This is a genomic window from Ruegeria sp. AG7 (assembly GCF_056541545.1).
Genome location: NZ_JBQFYP010000005.1, coordinates 160,258 through 185,753 on the forward strand (window position 1 = coordinate 160,258; position 25,496 = coordinate 185,753).

Sequence of the window (25,496 nt, forward strand, 5' to 3'; positions counted from 1 at the left end):
ATAAAATTACAATTTAGCATCAAAAACGGTTGCAATATTTCGCGATGGCCAATATTTCATCTGATAAAGCACGCGATTCTGCGTCGCGGCAAAAGTATTGAAAAAGGAGGCCAGCATGGCTTTGGACACCGAAACCGGTATCGCGTCGTATGAGGCACCTGAAAAAGACCTCTATGAAATGGGTGAGATCCCTCCGATGGGATATGTCCCGAAACAAATGTACGCATGGGCCATCCGAAAGGAACGCCATGGCGAGCCAAACACTGCGATGCAGCAGGAAGTGGTCGATGTACCCACGCTGGACAGCAATGAGGTACTTGTTCTGGTGATGGCAGCAGGCGTTAACTACAACGGTGTCTGGGCTGCACTGGGCCAGCCGATCAGCCCCTTCGATGGCCACAAGGCACCGTACCATGTCGCAGGCTCTGATGCATCGGGTATCGTCTGGGCTGTTGGTGACAAGGTCAAGCGCTGGAAGGTTGGCGATGAAGTTGTCATCCACTGCAACCAGGACGATGGCGACGACGAAGAATGCAACGGCGGCGACCCAATGTACTCGACCAGTCAGCGGATCTGGGGCTATGAAACACCTGACGGCTCGTTCAGCCAGTTCACACGCGTGCAAGCTCAGCAGTTGATGCCGCGCCCCAAGCACCTGACCTGGGAAGAAGCGGCGTGCTACACGCTGACACTCGCGACAGCTTACCGTATGCTGTTTGGTCACGAACCGCACGACCTGAAACCGGGTCAGAACGTTCTGGTCTGGGGTGCCTCGGGCGGTCTGGGGTCTTATGCTATCCAGTTGATCAACACAGCTGGGGCAAACGCGATCGGGGTGATTTCGGACGAAAGCAAGCGCGATTTCGTCATGGGTCTGGGCGCAAAAGGGGTTTTGAACCGCCGCGACTTTAATTGCTGGGGCCAACTGCCCACGGTCAATACGCCTGAATACGCCGAGTGGTTCAAAGAGGCCCGCAAGTTCGGCAAGGCGATCTGGGATATCACCGGCAAGGGCAACAATGTCGACATGGTGTTCGAGCATCCGGGCGAAAGCACCTTCCCGGTCTCGACCTTCGTGGTGAAAAAAGGCGGCATGGTTGTGATTTGTGCGGGGACGTCCGGGTTCAACTGCACATTCGACGTACGTTACATGTGGATGCACCAGAAACGCCTGCAGGGTTCGCATTTTGCCCATCTGAAACAAGCGGCAGCGGCGAACAAGCTGATGGTCGAGCGCCGTCTGGATCCCTGTATGTCCGAGGTGTTTGCCTGGAACGACCTTCCGGAAGCACATATGAAAATGCTGCGGAATGAACACAAGCCGGGCAACATGTCTGTGCTTGTTCAGGCGCCGCGTACCGGGCTGCGCACCCTCGAAGAAGTTTTGGACGCAGGCTGAAACAGTTCAGGACCTTAGACAAAAACCACCCGCGAATCGCACTGCCGGTTCGCGGGTGGTTTGCTGTTTGCAGACCTTTTTCATGGTTTCAAATGGTTGCGATTATTACTCCCGCTATTTTTGGGGAGTAGAAACCGGTGAATAGGTCGAAAAAGATCATACATGTTATGGTTGTGTTAACGCTTCGTTAACTGTTTCAGAGAGACCCTGATGGCGCAAAATGAGTGGATATTGGACGTACTATCGGACCTCAACGCTTTCGCCGTTGCGAATGGGTTGAGCGCGCTTGCAGAACAGCTTGATGATACAAGGCTGATTGCGGCGGCCGAGATTGCGTCCCTGAAGAACGAGGCACGGGCGCCCGCGGATGGGAACGAAAACCGATTTGGGTCAAATCCTTCAGGATTTGGAAAACACCAGCACGCTTGAAGAGCTCAGCACCGTTGCCGAATGTCTGCGAGACACTTTGAAGGTCGCACATCTGACATATCACTGGGTTGACGGTGCGGGGGACCAATACGGCTATACGACCTACTCAGACGCCTGGGACGAACGATACAGGGAAAAAAACTATCATCGTATCGACCCTGTAATTCTGGGGTGTTTCCAGCGATTTCACCCGGTTGACTGGAAGTCTCTGGACTGGTCCAGCAAGGTGGCCAAATCATTCCTTCAGGATGCCCACGACCACGGGGTCGGCAATCAGGGATACTCGATCCCGATCCGAGGGCCAAACGGCCAGTTCGCTCTTTTTACCGTTAACCATAGTTGCGACGATCAAACTTGGCAGACCTTCATCTCGACCTTTGGGCGCGAGTTGATTCTTGTTGCGCACTATATCAATCGCAAAGCGCTGGAGTTTGAAAAAGACAGGCAACCGGATGCAACGCGCAGCCTGTCGCCCCGTGAAATCGACGCCATTACCCTTTTGGCACTGGGTTACAGCCGCGCTCAGGTGGCGCATTCCCTGTCGATTTCCGAACACACGTTACGCGTTTACATTGAAAGCGCCCGATCGAAACTCGGAGCCCTTAACACGACCCACGCAATCGCAACGGCACTCAGCCGGGGATTAATAGTCGTTTAAGGGCAAAGCGTCCTCAAAACGCAATATTAACCACGACTCTGTACCCCCTTCGTTCCTGCACAGGACGACAAGGGGAAAAGTCATGTTGCGTTATCTATATGCCGATGAGTTACACAGATTTCCGACTCTGGCTGAGGGGATGTTCAAGGATCGCGCAGATCAGTTCAAAACCCGGTTGGGGTGGGACGTCCATGTCAACAAAAAAGGAGAAGAGCGGGATGAGTACGACGACCTCAACCCGCTTTATGTCATCTGGGAAGAACCGGATGGCAGCCATGGTGGGTCAATGCGGGTATTGCCGACAACCGGCCGGGTAATGATCAATGAGGTGTTTGGGCATCTCAACGGTGGAAAGCCGATTTGCAGCCCTCTGATCTGGGAGGTGACCCGGTTCTGCCTGTCCCGCACAGCCAGCCCGCACACTGCCGGGGCCATCATGCTCAGCGGCGGTGAGATGATGGAGGGCTTTGGCCTGACGCATATTGCCGGTGTATTTGATGCCCGCATGATCCGGATCTATCGTCTGATCGGGTCGTCCCCCGAGGTTCTTGGAACCCAAGGCACAGGGCGTGACCAGATCTCGGTCGGGCTATGGCCCTATTCAGCGGATGATTGCAACCGCGTGGCCGAACGGGCGGGCATCCCGCGTGAGCTTTCGCGCATGTGGTTCAATGCAGCTTTCGGGCGATCCAAACTGCACCGATCTGCCCTGTCTGCCTAAGGACCGGAAAACGCAGATCCGCATCTGGTGATGGTTGGCGCGGCCCTGTAGGGTCGCGCCATGTCTTTGCCGAATGTGACCTTCTCAGATGATCAGGCCGCCGCGTATGACAGCATCGCCGAGATGCTGCGCTCAGCCGGTGTCGACCTGGAGGACGATGCCCTTCTGAAACTGCCGGGGGCAGGGAAGTCTGGCGTGATGGCTGTGATCGGCAAGGCCGGGTCCGGCAAGACGTTGCTGTTGGCCAAACTTTACAAAGCGCTGGCTGAGACCGGTGTTCAGGTCGTGTCCGGCGACTACGAAAGTCGTAAATCCAGAGACAAGCGCAGCCTTGCTATTCTGGCCCCTACGAACAAAGCCGCAAGTGTTCTGCGCCTTCGAGGTGTTCCGGCAACCACAATTCACCGCATCCTTTATACGCCGGTCTATGACCCGGAATACGAGCGTATCGCCGAATGGCTGGCCGGAAATGACGAGCGCCCCGAGATCAAAGGTCTGACAGACGAAGCTTTAGACCGTGCTGCTGCGTTTTATCGTAACAACAAATCGATTCCCGGAGCGCTGGCCGCTGCCGGATTGCGCGGATCTGACTTCATTACAGGTTGGAAACGCCGCGAGGAACCGCTGGACATCGGGTTTGTCGACGAGGCGTCGATGCTGGATGATCGTCAGTTCGAAGACCTGAAAGAGATATTCCCGACCCTTCTGCTGTTCGGTGATCCCGCACAGCTGGCTCCGGTCAATCAGTCCGGCAGCATGGTGTTTGAAGCCTTGCCCGAACCACGAAAGCTGACGCTTCAGCGGGTACATCGGCAAGACGCGGATAACCCGATCCTGGATCTGGCGCACGCTCTTGCCAATCCGTCGATGGGATTTGAAGAATTTGAGCGTTTGGTCGAAGACACCGCCCGCCGGGATGACAGGGTCGTTTGGGGGCAGCGGGTCGAAGTTGATCTGATGGCGCGCAGCCCGGTTCTGGTCTGGCGCAACGCCACGCGCATTCGTTTGATACAGGCGTTCAGGCAAGTTCATGGCGCACCGGATACAGAGCTTTTGGAAGGTGAGCCGCTGATCTGCGACGGGATCGAGTTGCCATTGAAGCACCGCAAGAAACGGTTGGATCTTGAGGCACGCGGCCTGATCAAAGGGGCCCAGGTTGTCTATCTTGGCCCCGGTCGCAAGCCGGGGTTTTCTCGCTTGCATGTGATGGGGGCCGAAGACCCACAGGTCAGCGCTGCGTCGATTGTCCAGATCGAAAAACCGGATGAGGAAGAGCCCTTCATTCCTTTTGCCGCCCGTATGGGAGCGACGTTTTTGCACGGGGCTGCGGTGACGATACACAAGGCACAAGGATCACAGTGGGACACGGTTCAGGTGTTTGCCCCTGACATTTACGCCGCCGCCCGGATGGGCCGTACTGAGGCCGGGCAGCCTTTGTGGAAGCGTTTGGCTTATGTCGCGATCACCCGCGCACAGGAGCGTTTGATCTGGGTGGTTCGCAATCGATTGTCAAAACCCACTTACCCGTTGCAGATAGATGATTTGCGCGCGGTCCCCGCAGTTTCACTCGCACTGGAGGCAGAAGAGACATGGGTTCCATAATCGTAACTGGTGCAAGCTCTGGCATCGGTCGGGCCACCGCCGAGCTTTTTCTGGCGCAGGGCTGGACGGTCGGGCTGCTGGCGCGCAGCGCGGACAAGCTGAATGCCCTCGCGCAAGAATACCCGGCGGCCATAGCAATGCCCGCCGATGTGACCGACCCGGACGCAGTCAAACAGGCGTTCCACGTATTCATGGATCGGACAGGGCGACTTGATGTTCTGTTTAACAACGCTGGTATTTTTGCCCGCGGGGGCACAATCGACGAAATCGCGTTGGACGATTGGTATCAAACCGTCAACGTCAACCTGAACGGTATGTTTCTATGCGCGCGTGAGGCCTTTGGGATCATGCGTCATCAAAGCCCGCAGGGCGGGCGGATCATCAATAACGGATCGATTGCAGCGCATGTTCCGCGTCCGAATTCTGTACATTATTCGGCGACCAAACATGCCATTACGGGGCTGACGCGCAGCCTTTCACTGGATGGACGATCCTTTGGAATTGCATGTGGTCAGATCGATATCGGCAACGCACGCACGCAGATGGTTCAGGATCTGGTGGATGCGGCGCAGGCGGCAGGCCAGACGCCGGACCCAACCATGGCGGTTGAAGATGCCGCGCGGTCCGTTCTGCATATGGCCACCCTGCCGCCCGAAGCGAATGTGCAGTTCATGACGGTCATGGCCACGACCATGCCCTATATCGGCAGGGGGTGAGTGTCAGTTTTCCCGCAACAGACGGAACGCTGTCGACGCGCCCCAACCCGCGGCAATTGCGATAACCAATGACATCAGCCCGTACCAAACGGGTTGCTGACGGGACATATTGTACAGAAACCGCTCCAACCCGACTTTGCGGACGTCGATTTTGGTTTCGTATTGCGATACAACCTCTCCTCCGCGGGTCAGGAAGATCCGAGCTGAGTAATCCCCTTCGGTCAGGTCCGCAGGCATGTCAATTGACGTCCGGAACAAGGTTTGTTCGTCCACGGCCACAGTGTTCTCGCGGATGGAATACAGCTGTTCAGATTCACGGATACGGATCACGGCATCTGCAAAATCCTGAGCACCACGGATGTGCATCGCCGCTCCGACCGACCGGATCGCGCGTTCGATCGAAATGCGGTGACGCAGGTCTTCGGTATCGGTCAGAATTTGATCCAACGGTTCGCTGGTGGCAACTGCGTAGAAACTTGGTGCCAGGTCGACCAGAACGCTATCGGTGTTTACCCAAATCCCAAGCTTTCGCTCTTTGCGGCGAACCGTTACGGGCTCGGACGGGCCTGCAACCGCTACAATAACCGCGACTGGTGGGCCTGGCGGAATGGGTGATTCCCGTTTGATGGCCCCGAAAATGAGGATCTCAGACCCGTCAAAGTCGGCAGTGATCGCAACACGATCCTGGCTGAGGCCCAGGACGACCTGCTCTTCATCGGCTGCTGCGGGCAGGCAGAACAGGCACAAAGCGGCAAAGACATAGCGCAGCATTCTTAATGCCCCCCGCTGTTGCCAAGCGAATAAAGCTCGGATGGTTCAAGAAGCAAATCAAGGGCCAGCTTGCCGCAGACGACCAGAACCAGCGCCGCCAACAGAACGCGTAGTTGTTCTGCCGGCATGCGCGAACCGATTACGGTTCCGATCTGGGCGCCAATGACGCCCCCGACCAGCAGCAATACCGCCAGGACAATGTCCACTGTATAGTTGGTGGTCGCGTGCAGCATCGTGGTAAATGCGGTTACGAAGATGATCTGAAACAACGATGTGCCGACAACGACTTTCGTGGGCATTCCCAGCAGGTAAATCATCGCCGGGACCATGATGAAGCCGCCACCGACCCCCATAATCGCGGACAAGACCCCGACGCTTAGACCAACTACAACCGGTGGAATGACCGAGATATAAAGACCTGATGTGCGAAAGCGCATCTTGAAGGGCATCGAATGAACCCAGCCACGTTGGCGGCGCTTGGCTGGCGCTGCCCCGCCTTTCTTGGCTTTGCGCAGCGCCCTCAAGCTTTCGATGAACATCAGGCTACCAATGATACCAAGGAAGACCACGTAACAAAGGGTTACCAGAAGGTCGACCTGGCCTAGGCTTTTTAGATAGTTAAAGACAACAACGCCCAATGCAGCCCCGACTAGACCGCCTGTCAACAAAACCGTACCCATCTTGAGGTCAACGGTCTTTCGTCGAAAATGGGCCAGCACCCCGGAAAAGGACGATGCAACAATCTGATTGGCCTCTGTCGCAACCGCAACAGCCGGTGGTATGCCAATGAAAAACAGCAGCGGCGTCATGAGGAACCCGCCGCCGACCCCGAACATCCCCGACAGAATTCCAACCATTCCACCCAGACCAAGGAGTAGAAATGCATTTACCGAGACTTCGGCTATGGGCAGGTAAATATGCATGATACCGTCACTTTGCGCTGGGTCTTGGCTTGCCTTCTATCAAACTCGAATTCAAGAGCGGTTATTGTCGCGTGGTACGGAGAAAACAACATCATACCCCTCCAGGCTCTGCCAGAGAAAAGATCTCCAACGGCGGCAATAGAAGGTCAAATCCGATCTTTCCGGCAACGCCCATGACCAGCAACGCCAACAGAATGCGCAGCTGTTCGGCTTTCAGACGTGCACCGATCTGCGTCCCCAATTGCGCGCCCAGAACGCCGCCAAGCAACAAGAACAGGGCAAGCACTATGTCGACGCTGAAATTTGTCGACGCATGTATCATGGTTGTGAAACCGGCGACGAAAATGATCTGGAACTGGGATGTCCCGATAACCACTTTGGTCGGAATGCCAAGAACATAGATCATCGCGGGTACCATGATGAACCCGCCGCCGACACCCATGATCGCCGACAGGATGCCAACACCAAACCCGACCAGTGCAGGTGGTATGACCGAGATGTAAAGGCTTGATGCCCGAAACCGCATCTTGAAGGGCAGTGCGTGAACCCATGTACGCTGGCGTCGCTTGGGGGCAGGTTGATACCCGGACTTTCTGGCTTTTCGGATGGCGGCAAGGCTTTCAATGAACATCAGGGTTCCGATGGCCCCCAGAAACACGACATAGCAAATCTGTACAGCCAGATCGACCTGTCCGAGATGCTTGAGAAAATTGAAAACCACCATACCCAGGGCCGCGCCAAACAACCCTCCGGTCAGCAGAACGCTTCCCATTTTCAGGTCCACGGTCTTGCGCCTGAGATGCGCCAACAATCCCGAAATGGAAGAAGCGACAACCTGATTGGCTGATGTCGCAACGGCAACCGCCGGGGGAATGCCGATAAAAAACAGCAGCGGAGTGATCAAAAATCCTCCGCCGACCCCGAACATACCAGATAAAACACCGACGACCCCACCGATCCCCAACAGCAGGAATGGGCTGACAGAAACTTCGGCTATGGGAAGGTATACGTGCATACCCTCTTAGAACGGTTGCAGCATGCAAAATCAACTCTGCATGCCGCCTTGCAGCGAACAGGACCGAAACTCCATTCGGAACTGGCCTTATCAGCGCTCTTTGATGTAGGGCTCTCCGCCTGCCCGTGGTGGCACGGCCTTGCCGACAAAACCGGCCAGAATAACAACTGTCAGGATATAGGGCAGGGCGTCCATCACCTGGACCGGAATCACTACGCCACCAAGATCGATGTTTTGGAACCGAAGTGCTACCGCCTGAAGCAGGCCAAACAGCAAACAGGCCCACATGGCGTGCCACGGGCGCCATTTGGCAAAGATCAAGGCGGCCAGCGCAATAAAGCCACGACCAGCAGTCATTTCCTTGACGAACCCCGCCTGCAAAGCCGTCGCCAGATAAGCGCCTGCGATACCACAAAGTACGCCACAGATCGCGACGGCTGCGAAGCGCAGGCCAACCACGGATACGCCTGCCGTGTCGACGGCTGCCGGGTTTTCACCCACAGCCCGCAGGCGCAGGCCGAACCGTGTGCGGAAAAGCACCCACCACGTTGCTGGAACCATCAGGAATGCCACATAAACAAGGATCGAATGGCCCGAGAGCAGTTCGGAATAGATCGGGCCGACAATCGGAACCCCTCCAAGCGCATCGGCAAATGGAAAATTGATAGGCTCGAACCGGCCGCCACCAAAGAGCGAGGGCGTACGACCGCCCTGTTGGAACCAGCTTTGGGCGACAAGCACTGTCAGGCCCGAGGCGAGAAAGTTTATTGCAACACCCGAAATCAGCTGGTTGCCCCGGAAGGTTATCGATGCCAACCCGTGCAGCCCTGACAGCGCCAATGAGGATCCGATGCCAGCCAGCAAGCCCAGCCAGACTGAACCCGTAACCGCCGCGACAGCCGCAGAAAAGAACGCGGCCACCAGCATTTTGCCTTCCAGCCCGATGTCGAAGATGCCAGCCCGTTCCGAATACAGACCGGCCAAACAGGCCAGCAAAAGAGGCGTGGATAGGCGGATGGTCGAATCCAGAACCTGGATGAGGGTTACAAAGAAGTCCATTACTCTGCCCTCTTCCGCATACCAAGGAACAGTTTCTCAAGCGGCATCCGTACCATGTTGTCCAGCGCACCGGTGAACAGGATCACCAGCGCCTGAATGACCACGATCAGCTCGCGCGGGATCGATGCCCACAGTGCCAGCTCGGCCCCGCCCTGATACAGGAACCCGAACAAAAGCGCGGCCAGCAATACGCCGAAAGGATGTGAGCGCCCCATAAGGGCCACGGCAATCCCGATGAACCCAGCGCCTTCGGTCGAGTTCAGGACAAGGCGCTCCGCCTCGCCCATGACGTTATTGATGGCCATCAAACCTGCCAGCGCACCCGAGATCAGCATCGCAACAATAGTAATGCGAACCGGTGAGATACCGGCATAGACCGCGCCGGTTTCAGAGTGGCCATAAGCTCGGATTTCATAGCCCAGCCGGGTCCGCCAGATCAGCGCCCAGACGACGACACAGGCCAGCAACGCGATGAAGAATGTAATGTTTACCGGAGCCCCCCGGAACACCACGTTTTCTGCGGTCGAGAACATTGACTGGAAAGTTGGCAGATGGACGGTTTCGGGGAATCGCGCGGTTGCCGGGTCCTGCGACCCTTGCGGGCGCATGATGTTGACCAACATGTAGTTCAGAAAGGCAGCGGCAATGAAATTGAACATGATCGTGGTAATCACGATATGGCTGCCGCGCTTGGCCTGAAGGTAGGCTGGGATAGCGGCCCAAAACGCACCGAACAGCATTGATGCCGCGCAGGCCGCAAGCAATGCAATGCTCCAATGCGGCCAGTCGACGTAAAGGCAAACCATGGCCACCCCAAGACCGCCCAACATCGCCTGACCTTCGCCACCAATGTTGAACAAGCGGGCGTGGAATGCGACGGCGACCGCAAGGCCGGTAAACATGAAGTTTGTCGCGTAATAGAGCGTATAGCCCCAGCCATAGGTTGACCCCAACGCGCCTGTAACCATCAGCTTAACAGCTTCGACGGGGTTTTCTCCGATGGCGAGGATGACTAGCGCAGACAGGAAAGCGGCCAGCAACAGACTGATCAGCGGGATCAGAACGACATCGGCCCATTTAGGCATTTTTTCCATCCTACGCGGCCTCTCCTGCAACACCGGCCATCAGCAGGCCAAGTTCTTTTTCATCTGTTTCGCTGGGCAGGCGTTCGCCCATGATATGCCCGTCGAACATCACTGCGATCCGGTCGGACAGCGAGAAGATCTCTTCCAACTCAACCGAAACCAGCAGGATCGCCTTGCCTTGGTCGCGCAGGGCAACGATCTGCTTGTGAATGAACTCGATCGCACCAATATCAACGCCACGTGTCGGCTGGCCGACCAGCAGCAGGTCAGGGTTTCGCTCGATTTCGCGGGCAACGACGATTTTCTGCTGGTTCCCGCCCGAAAAGCTCTTGGCGGCAAGCCAAGGATCCGGTGGCCGAACATCGAATTTCTCGATCTTGGCTTCGGTATCAGCGCGCAGCGCGGAATTGTCCATGAACAGGCCTCGCTGATAAGCGGGGTCCCGGTGATAGCCAAAGGCCACGTTCTCCCACGCGTGGAAATCCATAATCAGGCCTTCGCGCTGACGGTCTTCGGGCACATGCGCGATGCGCTGTGCACGACGCGCCTGACCGTCTGATCCGGCACCGCTTAGTGCCAGCGGTTCGCCATTCAGCTTGATCGAGCCTTGTCCCGGACGCATCCCGCCCAGAACCTCCAGCAGTTCCGACTGCCCATTGCCCGCCACACCGGCAATGCCGACGATCTCACCGGCACGCACGGTCAGGTCGATGCCTTTGACCCGTTCAACACCGGCGGAATCGAAAACGCTCAGCTTTTCGATCTCAAGAATGGGTTTGCCCGGCGTCGCAGGCACCTTGTCGACTTGCAGCAAAACCTTACGGCCTACCATCAGTTCGGCCAGTTCTTCAGGGCTGGTGTCCGAAGTTTTCACCGTAGCCGTCATCTGCCCACGGCGCATGACCGAAACGGTATCGGTGTTTTCCATGATTTCGCGCAGCTTGTGGGTGATCACGATGATCGTTTTCCCTTCGGCCCGCAGACGATCCAGAATACGGAACAGTTGGTCAGCCTCTGCCGGGGTCAGAACGCCAGTCGGTTCATCCAGAATCAGAATCTCGGCCTTGCGATACAATGCCTTCAAAATTTCGACACGCTGCTGCATCCCCACACCGATCTCATCAATGCGTTTGTCGGGGTCAACGAACAGTTCGTATTCTTCTTCCAGTTCTTTCAGTTCTTTGCGGGCCTTGGCCAGAGACGGAGCCAGAAGGCCGCCATCTTCGGCACCCAGAACGATGTTTTCCAGAACAGTGAAATTCTCCACCAGCTTGAAGTGCTGAAACACCATCCCGATGCCCGAGGCGATAGCCGCCTGGCTGTCAGGGATTTCGGTCTTTGTCCCGTTGATCCAAATTTCACCTTTGTCGGCTTTGTAAAAGCCGTAGAGGATGCTCATCAGCGTGGATTTGCCCGCACCGTTTTCACCGATGATCCCATGGATCGTACCGGGGGCGACGCTGATTGAGATGTCTTTGTTGGCCTGAACCGGCCCAAAGGATTTGGAAATCCCTTTGAGCTCAATGGCGGGGACGGTCATGTCTTACCCTCAACTGCCGAAAAGCCCATCCGGCAGGTGGCACGGATGGCAGTGTGGATGGCGGGGCGGAAGGGTTCCTTCCGCCCCGCGCGATATCAGAACTGCAGTGCGGGGCAGCTGTCGTTCTCGTAATAGCTGACAACGGTGATATCGCCGTTGATGATGGCTTTGCGGGCTTCTTCCACCGCATCGTTCATTTGGACCGAAACAAGCTCTTTGTTGTTATCGTCCATGGCGACGCCTACACCTTCTTCGGCCAGTCCCATGGTGAACACGCCGGTTTCTACGGCGTCACCTGCTTTCATCGCGTCATACACCGCGACGTCCACACGTTTCAGCATCGACGTCAGGACCTTGCCCGGATGCAGGTGGTTCTGGTTGCTGTCCACGCCGATCGACAGGATGCCTTCGTCGGCTGCCGTTTGCAGAACGCCAACACCTGTACCGCCAGCCGCGGCATAGATCACGTCAGCACCCTGGCTGATCTGTGCTTTTGTAAGTTCCGAACCTTTTACCGGGTCGTTCCATGCCGCAGGGGTGGTGCCGGTCATGTTGGCGACAACATTGATGTCCGGGTTCACGGCTTTGGCGCCTTGTGCGTATCCGCAACCAAAGTGGCGGATCAGCGGAATGTCCATACCGCCGATAAAGCCAACGGTTCCCGATTTCGATGCCATCGCTGCCATCATGCCAACCAGGTACGATCCTTCATGCTCGGCAAAGCCGATCTGGCGGATGTTGGGGATGTCCAGCCAGTTCACGTCGACAGCCACGAATTTGGTTTCGGGATAATCGCCTGCAACGGCCGACAACGGATCGGCCATACCAAAGCCCATGGTGATGATCGGATTGGCACCTGATTCTGCGAAACGGCGCAGAGCCTGTTCGCGCTGTGCTTCCGACTGGATCTCGATCTCGCGGTACTCGCCGCCGGTCTCATCGGCCCAACGCTGCGCGCCATTATACGCGGCTTCGTTGAAAGATTTGTCGAACTTGCCGCCCAGGTCAAAGATCAGCGCCGGTTCGGCGAAAGTTGCACCTGCGGTCAGAGCGACAGCAGCGGCAGCACCCATCAAGGATTTCATCAGGGTCATTTAAGTCTCCCATTTTTTTTGTTGGCACGAGGTAAGATTAGCCCCGTTTACCCACTTTTAGCGAGCATAAGTGTTGTGATGGCGGGAATTAAGGACGTTTGCAACCGTGATGGTCAATTGATTTCTGACCAAATGGTCTAAAAAATCTTTGGTTGCCGTTAGGGCAGTCGGCGTTCCATCACGAGAGCATCGATATTTGGGCCTGTTTTTCTGGAATAATAACCCTTGCGCTGACCGCACTGGCGATACCCGCATCGCCAGTACAAAGCGATTGCTGCAACATTGTCGGCAGCGACGTCCAGAAAAGCGCGGTTTGCCTGCAAAGTGACTGCCCGGTCGTGCCAGTCGTGCATCGCCTGTGACCCGAGCCCTTGTCTTTGAAACGCGGGGTGAGTCGCAATCGTCAGCAACTCTGCCTCACCCGCGATCACCTGAAACAGGACAAAGCAACGGTCATCCCCGACGTAATCAGTGAACCGGTTCTCCAAAAGGCTGGCGAACTCATCGGCAGTCCATGGGCGTGACTGGGTGAACGCCGCTGCATGTGTCGCTGCCATCTCGTAAGGCGTCATTGGTCCAGCAACACAGGCGGCACATCTCGGGACGGGGCCGCGTCCGCAGGTCTGACATATAGCGGGGCTGGAGGCGCACTGACGCTGTGCCATCGTCCTGCGGCAAGTCTGGCAACGGCTTGTACCTGCAATGCGGGGTCGGGGCAGACATACAAAGGCCCATGCTGTTCGGCCTCGCCCAAAGGCAACAGGCAAGGGCCGGTTCCGGGAAGTTGTACATACACCTGTTCGCGCGGCGCAGGGATGGCTGGACGTTGGCTCTCTTCTGCCAGTTCAATCAGAGCATCGAATCCAGAAACACCCACCGCGGGGACGCCAAGGCCCAAGGCAAGGCCCCGGGCGGCAGAGACCGAGATGCGTATACCCGTGAAATTGCCGGGCCCAATCCCAACACCGATGGCGTCCAGATCGGCCCATACGCAACCGGCTTCGGTCAGTAATTCTTGCAACAAGGGCATCAACCGTTCGGCCTGGCCGCGTGCCATGTCTTCGACACGGGATACTGCGATCACACCGCCACGCAACAAAGCGGCCGCGCAATGCGCGGCCGATGTATCAAATGCCAGGATCGTCGGGTCAGACGGCAACTGGTCGAACCTCGGTCACTTCAGGGATGTAGTGGCGCAGCAGATTTTCGATACCCATCTTCAGTGTCAGGGTCGATGACGGGCACCCCGCGCAGGCACCTTGCATGTGCAGATAGACCACGCCGCGATCAAAGCCATGAAAGGTAATGTCGCCACCATCCTGTGCCACGGCCGGGCGCACGCGGCTGTCCAGCAGATCTTTGATCTGATTGACGATTTCCGCATCTTCTCCGGTATGTTCGGCATGACCCGAGGCCGCTGCCGCGTCGGCACCCATGACGGGTTGGCCGGATTGATAATGCTCCATCACTGCGCCAAGAATTGCAGGTTTGATGTGATCCCACTGAACTTCGTCGGATTTGGTCACAGTGACAAAGTCGTTTCCAAAAAACACACCGGTCACACCGTTTACCGCAAAGATTCGTTTGGCCAGTGGGGACTTATCACCAGCCTCGGCTGTCGGGAAATCCGCGGTTCCAGCCTCAAGCACCGTTTGGCCGGGCAGAAATTTCAATGTGGCCGGGTTTGGGGTGGATTCGGTCTGGATGAACATGAGGCAGCTCCGTCTGAGGTGTTTCTGATATGCGCTCAGGGGTCGGAGAAGTCAATATTTGGAACGATTCTAAATCGTGAGCGAGTAACGAATCGCCTCATCCAGCCGGTCATCTCCCCAAAACAGCTCTGCCCCCGCCACAAAACTCGGTGCGCCGAACAGGCCAAGTGCTTTTGCGCGCGCGGATTGCTCGAACAGCGCAGCTTTGATGCTCGCATCTTTTCGGCGATTCATCACTGCCGCAGGCAGATCTGCCATCTTCAGGCAATCCTCAAGCACGTCTTCGTCGGAGATGTCCCGTCCGTCCCCGAATTCAGCGCTGAAGACAGCCTTTGCGAAGGCAACCCGTTCCTCACCATGCGCAAGGGCCAAAGTCAGGCGCGCTGCGGTGAGGGAGTTTTGCGGGAACGGGTCAGGCCGAACTAACGGCAGCCCGCGTGCGCTGCAAAGACGTTCCATGTCACGCCACATATAGCGCCCTTTGGCCGGATACAGGTTGAACGGCGATGTGCGCCATCCCTGATCCGCGAAAATCGGCCCCAATAGAAAAGGTTGCCAGTCGACCGAGACACCTGTGCCCCGTGCGGCCTGTTCGATTCGCATCGCGCTGAGATAGGAATAGGTCGAGGCGAAGTCGAACCAGAACTGCAACGTCTTCGCCACGTTCGATCCTCAGGTGATTTCTTCCAGCTTTTCCTTGCTCAGATCACCGGGAACAATCGTGATCGGGATCGGCAGGCTGCCAGAGTTCTTTGTGAGCTGGGTCACTAGCGGGCCGGGGCCTTTCTTGTCAGTTCCCGCCCCAAGAACGAGAACGCCGATCTCAGGGTCAGACTGAACGTGTTCGATGATCTGCGGCACCGGATCGCCTTCGCGAATGGCCAGTTCAGGTTCTACATTCTGTTTGTCGCGCATCCATTTGGCGAAGACTTCGAAATGGGCATGGATACGTTCCCGGGCTTCTTCGCGCATGGTTTCGGCAACACCGATCCAGTGATTGAACTCGTCCGGCGGAATAACCGACAAGATCGTCACGCCGCCACCTGTATGCGCCGCACGCATCGCGGCGAACCGCATTGCGTTCAGGCATTCACGGCTGTCATCCAGAACAACTAAGAACTTACGCATGGGTGTCCTCTTCAATTTTAAGAGATCATGCCCGAGCGTTTGCGTGCTGGCAACTCGGACACGTTCATGTCGATTACTAGCGTTCGCTTGCAGCCCAGTCCCAGTAAAGTGCGCGGGCACGGCGGGCAATTGGACCAACCTGAAACTGTGTGTCTTCCAGCGCAGTCACCGGTGTGATCTTGCTCATATTGCCGGACATGAAAACCTCGTCCGCCTGGTGAAAATCCTCGAAAGCCAAGACCGTTTCATGAACTGTAACACCATCCTCGCGCAGATTCTTGATATGTCGCGCCCGCGTGATCCCTGCCAAAAATGTGCCGTTGGGGATCGGGGTAAAGACCTCGCCATCCTTGACCATGAAGATGTTGGCTGTTGCCGTTTCGGCCACATTGCCCATCGCGTCAGCGACCAGTGCGTTCGAGAACCCTTTGGAGCGCGCCTCTTGCAACATGCGCGCATTGTTGGGGTAAAGGCACCCGGCCTTGGCGTTGACCACTGCTGATTCCAGTACCGGGCGACGGAACCGCGTGGTCGACAGCGTGGCTGAAGCCGTTTCCGGTGCCATCGGGATTTCTTCCAGACAGATGGCAAACCCTGTGCTGTTTTCCTGCGGAACGATTGCCGTGCTGTCGCCATCAATGCCCCAATACATCGGGCGGATATAAACAGCTGTGTCAGGGCTGTAGGCTTGCAACCCTTCATGCACCAATTCGACCATCTGTTCGGCTGTCATGGTTGGTGTCAGCATCAGGGCTTCAGCGGACCGGTTCACCCGGGCGCAATGGGCGTGCAGATCAGGGGCCAACCCGTCGAAATAGCGGGCACCATCGAATACGGATGATCCAAGCCAGGCCCCATGATCCGCTGCGCGCATGATAGGAGTATCCCCGTCATGCCACTGGCCCTGAAAGTAGGTCCGGATGTTTTTGCCGGTTGCCATGACGCCCTCCTGTGGTTCAGGCAGACCCTAGGTGGGCGTCAGGCGAAGGTCCAGTGCATTCAGCGTGATGCCGATCCGACCATACCGACGATTTCATAGGTCTTTTGCAGGATCGGAGCAGCGATCTGGCGGGCGCGTTCGGCCCCGTGAGCCAGAATCCGGTCAATCTCGGCCTGTTCTCCCATAAGGCGCGACATCTCAGTCGAGATTGGGGCCAGCTTGGCGACCGCCAGATCAGCCAGCATCGGTTTGAAATCACCGAACTGCTTGCCGCCAACTTCGGCCAGAACCTGCTCGATGCTTTGTTCGCTGAGTGCTGCGTAGATATTGACCAGATTACGCGCTTCGGGGCGGCCCTCCAGACCTTCGACATCCGACGGCAAAGCGTCAGGGTCGGTCTTGGCCTTGCGGATTTTCTTTGCGATCGCATCTGCATCGTCGGTCAGGTTGATCCGACTCATGTCCGAGGGATCGGACTTTGACATCTTCTTGGACCCATCCCGCAAGCTCATGACCCTTGTCGCTGACCCTTCGATCACCGGTTCGGTGATGGGAAAGAAATCGACGCCAAAATCGTTGTTGAATTTTATGGCGATGTCGCGGGTCAACTCCAGATGCTGTTTCTGGTCTTCGCCAACTGGCACATGGGTTGCGTGATAGATCAGAATATCGGCTGCCATCAGAGCAGGGTAGGCAAACAGGCCAAGCGAAGCGTTCTGCTGGTTTTTGCCAGCCTTGTCCTTCCACTGGGTCATGCGCTGCATCCATCCCATGCGCGCGACACAGTTGAATATCCAGGCCAGTTGCGCGTGTTCCGGCACCTGACTTTGGTTGAACAAGATTGATTTTTCCGGGTTTAGACCGGAAGCGATGTAACCGGCACAAAGCTCCCGCGTTGCATGCTGCAACTCGGTTGGGTCTTGCCAGACGGTGATCGCGTGCAGATCGACCATGCAATAGATAGTCTCAAACTCCTCGCTCTGCATTCTCACCCAGTTCCGAAGCGCCCCGAGATAGTTGCCGAGGTGTAGATTGCCCGAAGGCTGCGCACCAGAAAACACGCGCGGCGTGAATTGGGACTCAGTCATCAAAGGGAACTCCTGTCTGGAAAAATCAGCCCCCGTCGCTTACCCATGAGGCAAAGGGACGTCAACAGCCGCGAAAGGCCAGCCCAATGAGCAGTGAACATTACACACCGCCTGTGAACCCCCTGCCACCTGCCGTGGTGGCGCTGGTTCTGTTCATCATCGGGATAGAAATTGCCTTCACGCTGGGATCACGCGGGCTGGTTGGAGGACCAGCAGCGGTGGGCTGGCGGCTGGATGCGATCCAGCATTATGCGTTCTCGGCGGATATTTTCGACTGGATGGTACTGAACGGGCGCTGGCCATTCGAACATGTCATCCGCTTCGTGACCTACCCCTTCGTGTCCGCAAATTTCACGCAGGCGATTTTCGTCTGTGTTTTCGTGCTGGCGATGGGCAAAATGGTTGGCGAAGTGTTCGGCGGTTTCTCGATGCTGCTGATTTTTATCGTATCAGGCATTGGCGGCGCGCTTGCCTACGCTGTGTTACTGGACCCACGCTATCCGCTGATTGGAGGGTTCCCGCCGGTGTATGGCCTGATCGGCGCATTCACGTGGCTGTTGTGGCGCAAACTGTCACTTGTAGGTGCAAACCAAGCACGGGCATTTCAATTGATTGCAGTCCTTATGGGCATACAGTTTCTTTTCGGCCTGATCTTTGGTGGCAACTGGGAATGGGTTGCCGATCTGGGTGGGTTTGCCACCGGTTTTGGCTTGTCTTTTCTTGTTGCACCGGGCGCGTGGTCCCGGATCGTCGGACGCATTCGCCGGGATTGATCAGGACCGGCGCAGAGTGTGTTTGAACTCCGACAGTTTGAAGGCGCCGAAGATATGACCCAGAAGGAAATATGAGACGGCAGCGACCATGATCAGGATCAGCAGTGCCAGATAACGCCAGCCGGGAACTTCCAACGCCCACCCGAACAGGTAGAGCGCGGCGTATAAGATCGCGCCCATCCCAAGCGAAGCGGCCACAATCCTGCTCGCGCACTTTTTGAACCGGTCATCGAAGCGTGCCTCTTCACCCATACGTCGTGAGCCCAAGGCCAGTAGCACAACCATCGCCCACCCGGCAGTCGATGCAGCAATTGCCGGTGCGATCCAGCCCACCAGTGGAAACAGACCAAACGCCAGAGCTGCGTTCACGATCATCGCAACAACCGCGTAGTGAAACGGGGAACGTGTATCCTCGCGCGCAAAAAACAGCGGTTGCAGCAATTTTTGCAACATGAAAGCCGGAAGCCCTACCCCGTAGATGGCAACCGCAAGGGCCGTGGCGGCCGTATCCTCGGGGCCGAACTGGCCGCGTTCGAACAGCACGGATACGAGGGGGGTTGGCATAACCACGAGGGCGACAGTCGAAGGCAGCGTCAGCAGCAGTGTGAACTCACCGGCCCGGGAAAAGGCATTGCGTGCGCCCTCTTTGTCATCCGCGCGCAAGCGGCGGGACAGGTCCGGCAACAAGACTATGCCGACAGCAATGCCTACCACACCCAAAGGCAACTGGTAGAGCCTGTCTGCGGCAAAAAGCCAGCTGACGGCATTTGCGGTTTTCGATGCAACCAATTGCCCGACAACCAAATTGACCTGCGTGACCCCCATCGCCAGCGCGGCCGGGACTGCGATACGTACCATCCGTCGCATTTCAGGCGTCAGGCGCGGCATGCTGGGGCGGATGCGGATGTCGGCGCGTTCGGTAGCAACCCAGACCAGCGCCAGTTGCGCGACACCGGCCACCGGAATGACCGGGATCAACCACCGGATCACTTCGCCGCCGGACATGGCTCCGGCGATCAGGGCGGTGCAGGCGAAAATGTTCAGCAGAACAGGTGCAGCTGCCGCTGCCGCAAACCGCCCGGTTGCATTCAGAACACCAGAAAACAAGGCAGCCAGAGACATGAACAGGATGTATGGAAACACAACATATCCATAATCCACCGCCAGATCGAACCGTTCATCGCCGTAAAACCCTTCGGCGGTCAGCCACACCAGACCGGGCATGAAAACCATGGCCAGCCCGACCAGCGCCAGAACAGCCACGGCCAGAAGATTGAACGCGTCCTGCGCAAAACCCTGAGGGTCTTCGTCGGCTTCCAGTCGTTTGGAGAACATCGGCACAAAGGCCGCGTTAAATGCCCCCTCGGCGAAAAAGCGGCGGAACATGTTGGGCAGGCGAAAGGCAGCAACAAAGGCATCCATCACTGGGCCCGGTCCGATATAGGCCGTCAGCAGTATTTCCCGTAGAAACCCCAGAATTCGGCTGGCGAGCGTCCAGAAGCCGACCGTGAACAGGCCAGAGAACAACCGTATTTGCTTCATGAGGCCGCACGCTCGGCGCCTTCGGTGATTGCCGTGCGCAGCTTGGCCTCAAGCCCGCGCTGCTTGCTTTCCGAGTAATACTTCAAGCCAAACATATCCTTGACGTAGAACGTATCGACCACCTGTTCGCCATAGGTCGCGATCACGGCATTGGCGATATACACGTTCGCCGCGGCCAGGGTCCGGGTCAGATCAAACAGCAGGCCTGGGCGGTCGCGTGTGTCCACCTCGATGATTGTGTAGATTTCAGAGCCCTCATTGTCGAACGTGATATGAGTTGGCACGTTGAAAGCGCGTTCGCGTTTCTTGATCTTGTCACGCGACTTCAGTGCTTCCTTGGCGACGACTTCGCCGCGCAGGGTCTTGTGAATCATCTGCGTCAGGCGTGGAAGGCGCGATGCCTCGAACGGGTGCCCTTCGGCGTCCTGAATCCAGAACGCGTCCGTCACGTAGCCGTCTTTGGTGGTATAGCTACGTGCATCCACGACATTCGCGCCGACCAGAGCCAGTGCCCCGGCGATGCGGGCAAAAATACCGGGGTGATCTCCCATGGCGAAACAGGCCCGCGTCGCATCACGGTCTTCATCAGGTTGCAGGCGAATTTCCATCGCGCCGGGATCGCCGCTTTGTTCCAGCGCGTACAGCATCTCGGCAAACTCGATATGCGTCGCAAGGTTCAGGCCCTGCCAATACGGGGCGTAGTGGCGCCCGGTCTCGACCTTGAGGTCAGCCTTGGACCAGTTGTCCAAGGCGCGGCGTAGCGCTGTTTTGGCCTCGGCCCCCCGGTTCGCCCGGTTCAGATCTTCCATACCGGTTTCCAGTGCACGCTTTGTTTCAGCATGCAGGGCGCGCAGCAAGGTGGCCTTCCAGTTGTTCCAGGTGGTCGGGCCAACACCGCGAATGTCACAAACCGTCAGAACCGTCAGCAAATCCAGCCGTTTGGTTGTCTGAACGGCTTTGGCAAAATCGCGCACCGTCCGAGGGTCGGAGATATCGCGTTTTTGCGCCATGTCGGACATCAGCAAGTGATAACGCACCAGCCATTCAACGGTTTCGGAATCCGATTTGTTCAGGCCGAGCCGAGGCGCCACCTTGCGCGCGATCTGTGCCCCAAGGATCGAGTGATCTTCGGGGCGACCTTTCGCAATGTCATGCAGAAGAAGCGCGACGTACAGCACCTTTCGGTTCACCCCGCCTTTCAGAATCGATGACGCCAGAGGCAGGGATTCGACCAGCTCTCCGCGTTCGATCTGGGCAAGATTGACGATGCATTGGATCGTATGCTCGTCCACCGTATAGCTGTGATACATATTGAACTGCATCATCGCCACGATGTGCTCGAACTCGGGTAGGAAAGCGGACAGCACGCCCAGTTCGTTCATACGTCGCAATGCACGTTCCGGGTTGCCGTGTTTCAACATCAGATCCAGGAAAATGCGCTGGGCTTCCTTGTCGCCGCGCATCTCGTCATCGATCAGATGCAGGTTCGCGCTCACCAGCCGCATGGCATCGGGATGGATCAGCATACCTGTCCGCAAACCTTCTTCGAACAGGCGCAGCAGGTTCACTTTGTCGGATAGAAATTTTTCAGGTTCCACCAGATCCAGACGGCCGTGAACCACCTTGTACCCTGCCTTGACCCGTCGACGCCTGCGGAAAATGCGTTCCAGCAACGGCGCACCTTTCATGTGCAGCGATTCGAGTTTGGTCAGGAAGATGCGCGTCAACTCACCCACGCGGGTGGCTTCGCGGAAATACCGCTGCATGAACACTTCGACCGCACGACGCCCGGCGCGGTCCTCGTACCCCATGCGCGCGGCAACCTCGACCTGCATGTCAAAGGTAAGCTGCTCGGTCGCACGACCGGTGACAAGATGCAGGTGCGAACGCACAGCCCAAAGGAATTCTTCGGCCTGAACAAAGGTCTTGAACTCTTCGGGTGTGAACAAGCCCAAAGGCACCAGTTCGGCCACGTCCTGAACGCCATAGACATATTTCGCGATCCAGTAGAGGGATTGCAAATCGCGTAGGCCGCCTTTGCCTTCCTTCACGTTGGGTTCGACCATGTAACGCTCGCCTTGTTTGTGGTGGCGTTCATCACGTTCGTGCAACTTTGCTTCGATGAACTCGCGTTCAGTTCCCTTGAACAGTTCGTCTTTCAGCCTTCGGTCCAACCCGTCCGCCAGCGCCTTGTCACCGGCCAGATAGCGTTGCTCCAACATCGCTGTGCGGATCGTGAAATCCTCGGCGCCTAGCCGCAGACAATCCTTGATCGTGCGTGAGGAATGCCCGACCTTCAGCCGCAAATCCCAAAGGATATAAAGCATCGACTCGATAACGCTCTCGGCCCATGCGGTGATCTTGTAGGGGGTGAGAAACAGCAGATCGACGTCGGAAAACGGCGCCATTTCCCCGCGCCCATAACCGCCAACAGCCAGAACGGCGATCTTTTCACCTTGGGTGGGCGTTGCAAGCGGATGCAGGCCTGTGCTTGAGACCAGCATCGCCGTCCCAACCAGTTGATCCGTCAGGTAAGTGTATGAGCGCGTGAGTGCCCGCGCGTCGAAAGGACGTTCGCCAAATGCCTCTGCAATGACCGCGCGGCCAGACTTTTGAGCCTCGCGCAGAATGCGCACCGTCTCGGACCGCATTTTGGTGTTGTCCGGGCAGGCCTCAAAGGCCTGAGCCAGTGCATCATTGACGGCAGTGCTGTCGAAGATGTCCCCGGCAGGGCAGATCAACGCGCTTTCGGGCACGTTGATCGCGCCAGTCAGATCAGAAACCGGCGCCAGAGAAGCTTTGTGGGGCAGGGTCAATCACAACCACCTGTTTGTTCTGGATCGTGGCAACTGCCAGACCGCGTTCGTTGGTGCCGTCCGGGCGCAGGCGGAAGATGCCGCCAACGCCCTGGAAACCGGCGTTCTGTGTCAGGGCCGAAGCGGTCAGGGCGTCTGATTTGCCCTGGCTGACCAAGGCACCAATTGCGGCGATACCGTCATAGGCCAGACCGCTGATTGGGTGCGGTGCTTCGCCGTAAGTTGCGTTGTAACGCTGACGGTAGGCTTGTGCCTTGGACGGGTCAGGTAATGCAAACCACCCCCCTTGAACCCCCGGAAGCTCCAGAGTTTGAGGAGGGATATCCCAACGTGTCAGGCCAATGTATTGCGTGGTTGCCGGAGAAACACCGGCCTCTGGCAGCAATTGCGAGAACAGCGGCAATGCCCCCGCCGTGGTCGCCGTCAGGAAGATCGAATCCGCGCCTGTCGAATCAACAGTGGCCTTGATCGTGGGAACCGCATTGATGACGCCCTGTTGCGACCGGTCGTATGCGACGGTCCCTGCATTGTTGACCCGGCTGTTCGCTATGGCATTGGCGATTGCGGACTGGCCCAGTTGTCCTGCGGCGTCGTTGCTGTGCACGACCACCGTGTTGACCTTGCCCTGACTGCCCGCATAATTCACCAGCCGGTTGGCCGTATTGTCAAAGGTCGGGCCCAATACAAAGACGTTGCCGCCTGCAATGCTGGCGTTGTTTGAAAACGAAAGAACGTTGACGTTCTTGCTCAGCACCGCCAACCCGGCAGCATTTGCTGCCTGGGCATATACCGGACCAATGATGATTTTTGCCCCGTCCGCAACAGCCTGCTGTGCAACGGCTGTCGCCGTGTTCGGGTTTCCGGCTGTGTCATAAACGCGTAAGTCGATCTGGACATTCGGCAAATCCGACATCGCAAGCCGCGCGGCATTCTCAAGGCTTTGCGCCAGCGCCGCATCACCAGATTGCGCAGATCCTCTGGGAACCAGCAAGGCGACAGGAACCGGCTTTGAGGTATTGATCGAGGGGCCTCCGCCAAGACCACCCGGTTCACAGGCAGCAAGAAACGCTGCGGTCGTCAGGGCAGCGGCGACTTTCGCCAGCTTGCTTACGGGCTTGCAAACGGTAAACATCTAAATGAAAACTCCCTGATCCGACGGCTGCGAATGCTTCTGTTCTGTTGAGCCGCGATAATAAACGTCACGCTGTGAGGGTCCAGCTTTGAATTTCCAAAAGATCAAGTTGGCTGCGGGCCTGTATTTTGTTGGCACTCCGATTGGAACAGCACGCGACATTACGCTCAGAGCCTTGGATGTTTTGGCCTCAGCCGATGTAATTGCGGCAGAAGACACCCGCAGTTTACGTCGCTTGATGGAAATACATGGCATCCCGCTGGAAGGCCGGCGTATCCAGGCCTATCACGACCACAGCGGCGCAGGCGCACGCGGCAAGATTATGGAGGCGCTGGCGCAAGGGCAATCGGTGGCCTACGCGTCCGAAGCGGGAATGCCGCTTATTGCCGATCCGGGCTATGATCTGGGCAAGCAGGCCGCAGAAGCCGGGTATACCGTTACCTGTGCCCCCGGCGCGTCTGCTGTTGTAACGGCCCTGACGTTGGCGGGGCTTCCCACTGACGCCTTCTTTTTTGCAGGCTTCCTTCCTAACGCATCCAAAGCACGCCGCACCCGCATCGAGGCGTTGAAGGACATCCCCGGCACATTGGTGTTCTACGAATCTCCGAAACGCGTTTCCGCCTGTCTGTCGGACCTGGCTGAATGCCTGGGACCTGAACGGCAGGCTGCGCTTTGTCGAGAGCTAACGAAAAAGTTTGAAGAGGTCCGTCGCGGCAGCCTGTCCGAACTGGCAGCGGAGTATCGGGACAAGACCGTCAAAGGCGAAATCGTCCTGTTGGTGGACCGCAGTCATTCGCAAAGTGTTAACGAATCCGACCTAGAAGAAGCTTTGAAACGAGCTTTGGAAAATCACTCGGTTCGGGATGCAGCGGATCTTGTATCGGAAATGTACGACCTGCCGCGCCGACCGATTTACCAGAAAGCTCTGAAATTGGGCAAGGGATGACATGGGGCGGCGTGAACGACAGGGTTCGATCTCATACCACGCTGGACAGGCCGCAGAGTCACAGGTCGCCGCAGATTACGAACGTCGGGGTTTTGCCATAGCGCATCGCCGCTGGCGGGGCGCTGGCGGAGAGATCGACCTGATTGCACGCGACGGCGACGGGCTTGTGTTCATCGAAGTTAAGAAAAGCACCAGCTTTGAAAAGGCCGCTGCCCGGATCAGCCGCAGGCAGATCGAACGAATCTATGCCTCTGCCGCGCAGTTCTTGGAAAACGAGCCGACCGGGCAACTGACAAACGTGCGCTTTGACGCGGCACTTGTGGATGGCTCTGGCGCGGTTCACATCATCGAAAACGCCTTTGGTTTTGGCTAAGCCCCATTGAACCTACAGGCGTGCTGGTCCATGT

Annotated in this window: 25 protein-coding genes; 8 read left to right on the forward strand and 17 right to left on the reverse strand. The window is 57.2% G+C overall.

The features are described from left to right. Positions 1 to 115: 115 nt before the first annotated feature. From ccrA to ACR0BF_RS08885, 5 genes are all read left to right on the forward strand, one after another. On the forward strand, positions 116 to 1,399 hold the full coding sequence (gene ccrA, locus ACR0BF_RS08865) for a crotonyl-CoA carboxylase/reductase (RefSeq protein ID WP_480475116.1): 1,284 nt from the start codon (positions 116 to 118) through the stop codon (positions 1,397 to 1,399). Between the two features lie 367 nt (positions 1,400 to 1,766). Continuing rightward, positions 1,767 to 2,486: a helix-turn-helix transcriptional regulator gene (locus ACR0BF_RS08870; protein ID WP_480518469.1), complete on the forward strand. Its 720-nt coding sequence runs from the start codon at positions 1,767 to 1,769 to the stop codon at positions 2,484 to 2,486. A gap of 82 nt (positions 2,487 to 2,568) precedes the next feature. Continuing rightward, positions 2,569 to 3,207: an acyl-homoserine-lactone synthase gene (locus ACR0BF_RS08875; protein ID WP_480624706.1), complete on the forward strand. Its 639-nt coding sequence runs from the start codon at positions 2,569 to 2,571 to the stop codon at positions 3,205 to 3,207. 60 nt (positions 3,208 to 3,267) lie between these two features. Next, positions 3,268 to 4,809: an ATP-dependent DNA helicase gene (locus tag ACR0BF_RS08880; protein WP_480624707.1), complete on the forward strand. Its 1,542-nt coding sequence runs from the start codon at positions 3,268 to 3,270 to the stop codon at positions 4,807 to 4,809. Then, the gene (locus ACR0BF_RS08885; RefSeq protein ID WP_480554204.1) at positions 4,797 to 5,525 is read left to right on the forward strand and encodes an SDR family oxidoreductase; all 729 of its coding nucleotides are present in this window, start codon (positions 4,797 to 4,799) and stop codon (positions 5,523 to 5,525) included. The genes ACR0BF_RS08880 and ACR0BF_RS08885 overlap by 13 nt, the downstream gene beginning before the upstream one ends. A gap of 3 nt (positions 5,526 to 5,528) precedes the next feature. Here ACR0BF_RS08885 and ACR0BF_RS08890 read toward each other — a convergent pair whose 3' ends face one another. The 14 genes from ACR0BF_RS08890 to trpS all read right to left on the reverse strand — a co-directional run bounded on the left by ACR0BF_RS08890 (position 5,529) and on the right by trpS (position 17,880). Further along, complete coding sequence (locus ACR0BF_RS08890) at positions 5,529 to 6,296, reverse strand: TIGR02186 family protein (RefSeq protein ID WP_480483180.1); 768 nt, start codon at positions 6,294 to 6,296, stop codon at positions 5,529 to 5,531. A gap of 2 nt (positions 6,297 to 6,298) precedes the next feature. Continuing rightward, the gene (locus ACR0BF_RS08895; RefSeq protein ID WP_480475128.1) at positions 6,299 to 7,219 is read right to left on the reverse strand and encodes a sulfite exporter TauE/SafE family protein; all 921 of its coding nucleotides are present in this window, start codon (positions 7,217 to 7,219) and stop codon (positions 6,299 to 6,301) included. Positions 7,220 to 7,310: 91 nt separating this feature from the next. Beyond that, entirely contained in the window at positions 7,311 to 8,234 is a 924-nt protein-coding gene (locus ACR0BF_RS08900; protein WP_480624708.1) for a sulfite exporter TauE/SafE family protein, read from the reverse strand. Positions 8,235 to 8,324: 90 nt separating this feature from the next. Then, entirely contained in the window at positions 8,325 to 9,293 is a 969-nt protein-coding gene (locus tag ACR0BF_RS08905) for an ABC transporter permease (RefSeq protein ID WP_480475132.1), read from the reverse strand. Then, positions 9,293 to 10,387, reverse strand: coding sequence for an ABC transporter permease (locus ACR0BF_RS08910; RefSeq protein WP_480475134.1), 1,095 nt, complete (start codon positions 10,385 to 10,387; stop codon positions 9,293 to 9,295). The genes ACR0BF_RS08905 and ACR0BF_RS08910 overlap by 1 nt, the downstream gene beginning before the upstream one ends. A gap of 1 nt (position 10,388) precedes the next feature. Continuing rightward, on the reverse strand, positions 10,389 to 11,918 hold the full coding sequence (locus tag ACR0BF_RS08915; RefSeq protein ID WP_480475136.1) for an ABC transporter ATP-binding protein: 1,530 nt from the start codon (positions 11,916 to 11,918) through the stop codon (positions 10,389 to 10,391). Positions 11,919 to 12,013: 95 nt separating this feature from the next. Continuing rightward, a complete protein-coding gene (locus ACR0BF_RS08920; protein ID WP_480486668.1) occupies positions 12,014 to 13,012 on the reverse strand; it encodes a BMP family lipoprotein in 999 nt (332 codons plus the stop codon). Between the two features lie 158 nt (positions 13,013 to 13,170). Next, entirely contained in the window at positions 13,171 to 13,584 is a 414-nt protein-coding gene (locus ACR0BF_RS08925; RefSeq protein WP_480518479.1) for a GNAT family N-acetyltransferase, read from the reverse strand. After that, positions 13,581 to 14,171 carry a tRNA (adenosine(37)-N6)-threonylcarbamoyltransferase complex dimerization subunit type 1 TsaB gene (gene tsaB, locus ACR0BF_RS08930; RefSeq protein ID WP_480624709.1) on the reverse strand — a complete coding sequence of 197 codons (591 nt, stop codon included), beginning with the start codon at positions 14,169 to 14,171 and terminating at the stop codon, positions 13,581 to 13,583. The genes ACR0BF_RS08925 and tsaB overlap by 4 nt, the downstream gene beginning before the upstream one ends. Then, positions 14,161 to 14,724, reverse strand: a complete 564-nt coding sequence (locus ACR0BF_RS08935) for a NifU family protein (RefSeq protein WP_480475144.1) — start codon at positions 14,722 to 14,724, stop codon at positions 14,161 to 14,163. Before ACR0BF_RS08935 ends, tsaB begins: the two co-directional genes overlap by 11 nt. Positions 14,725 to 14,793: 69 nt before the next feature. After that, the gene (locus tag ACR0BF_RS08940) at positions 14,794 to 15,387 is read right to left on the reverse strand and encodes a DsbA family protein (RefSeq protein WP_480624710.1); all 594 of its coding nucleotides are present in this window, start codon (positions 15,385 to 15,387) and stop codon (positions 14,794 to 14,796) included. Positions 15,388 to 15,396: 9 nt separating this feature from the next. Next, positions 15,397 to 15,852, reverse strand: coding sequence for a universal stress protein (locus tag ACR0BF_RS08945; RefSeq protein WP_267366250.1), 456 nt, complete (start codon positions 15,850 to 15,852; stop codon positions 15,397 to 15,399). 76 nt (positions 15,853 to 15,928) lie between these two features. Continuing rightward, entirely contained in the window at positions 15,929 to 16,792 is an 864-nt protein-coding gene (locus ACR0BF_RS08950) for a branched-chain amino acid aminotransferase (protein WP_480624711.1), read from the reverse strand. 59 nt (positions 16,793 to 16,851) lie between these two features. Further along, entirely contained in the window at positions 16,852 to 17,880 is a 1,029-nt protein-coding gene (gene trpS / locus ACR0BF_RS08955) for a tryptophan--tRNA ligase (protein WP_480518485.1), read from the reverse strand. Between the two features lie 86 nt (positions 17,881 to 17,966). On the opposite strand from trpS, the gene ACR0BF_RS08960 reads away from it, so the two are divergent. Continuing rightward, positions 17,967 to 18,653 carry a rhomboid family intramembrane serine protease gene (locus ACR0BF_RS08960; RefSeq protein ID WP_480604774.1) on the forward strand — a complete coding sequence of 229 codons (687 nt, stop codon included), beginning with the start codon at positions 17,967 to 17,969 and terminating at the stop codon, positions 18,651 to 18,653. Here ACR0BF_RS08960 and murJ read toward each other — a convergent pair whose 3' ends face one another. Genes murJ through ACR0BF_RS08975 form a run of 3 tightly spaced genes read right to left on the reverse strand, consistent with a single transcriptional unit; the run spans position 18,654 to position 24,143 of the window. Beyond that, on the reverse strand, positions 18,654 to 20,195 hold the full coding sequence (gene murJ, locus ACR0BF_RS08965) for a murein biosynthesis integral membrane protein MurJ (RefSeq protein ID WP_480624712.1): 1,542 nt from the start codon (positions 20,193 to 20,195) through the stop codon (positions 18,654 to 18,656). It abuts the gene before it with no gap. After that, complete coding sequence (locus tag ACR0BF_RS08970) at positions 20,192 to 23,011, reverse strand: [protein-PII] uridylyltransferase (RefSeq protein ID WP_480622904.1); 2,820 nt, start codon at positions 23,009 to 23,011, stop codon at positions 20,192 to 20,194. Before ACR0BF_RS08970 ends, murJ begins: the two co-directional genes overlap by 4 nt. Further along, complete coding sequence (locus tag ACR0BF_RS08975; protein WP_480475158.1) at positions 22,971 to 24,143, reverse strand: penicillin-binding protein activator; 1,173 nt, start codon at positions 24,141 to 24,143, stop codon at positions 22,971 to 22,973. Before ACR0BF_RS08975 ends, ACR0BF_RS08970 begins: the two co-directional genes overlap by 41 nt. Positions 24,144 to 24,231: 88 nt before the next feature. Between ACR0BF_RS08975 and rsmI the strand changes: the two genes are divergently transcribed. Then, the gene (gene rsmI / locus ACR0BF_RS08980) at positions 24,232 to 25,089 is read left to right on the forward strand and encodes a 16S rRNA (cytidine(1402)-2'-O)-methyltransferase (RefSeq protein WP_480624713.1); all 858 of its coding nucleotides are present in this window, start codon (positions 24,232 to 24,234) and stop codon (positions 25,087 to 25,089) included. Between the two features lies 1 nt (position 25,090). Then, entirely contained in the window at positions 25,091 to 25,462 is a 372-nt protein-coding gene (locus tag ACR0BF_RS08985) for a YraN family protein (RefSeq protein WP_480494278.1), read from the forward strand. Positions 25,463 to 25,496: the final 34 nt, after the last annotated feature.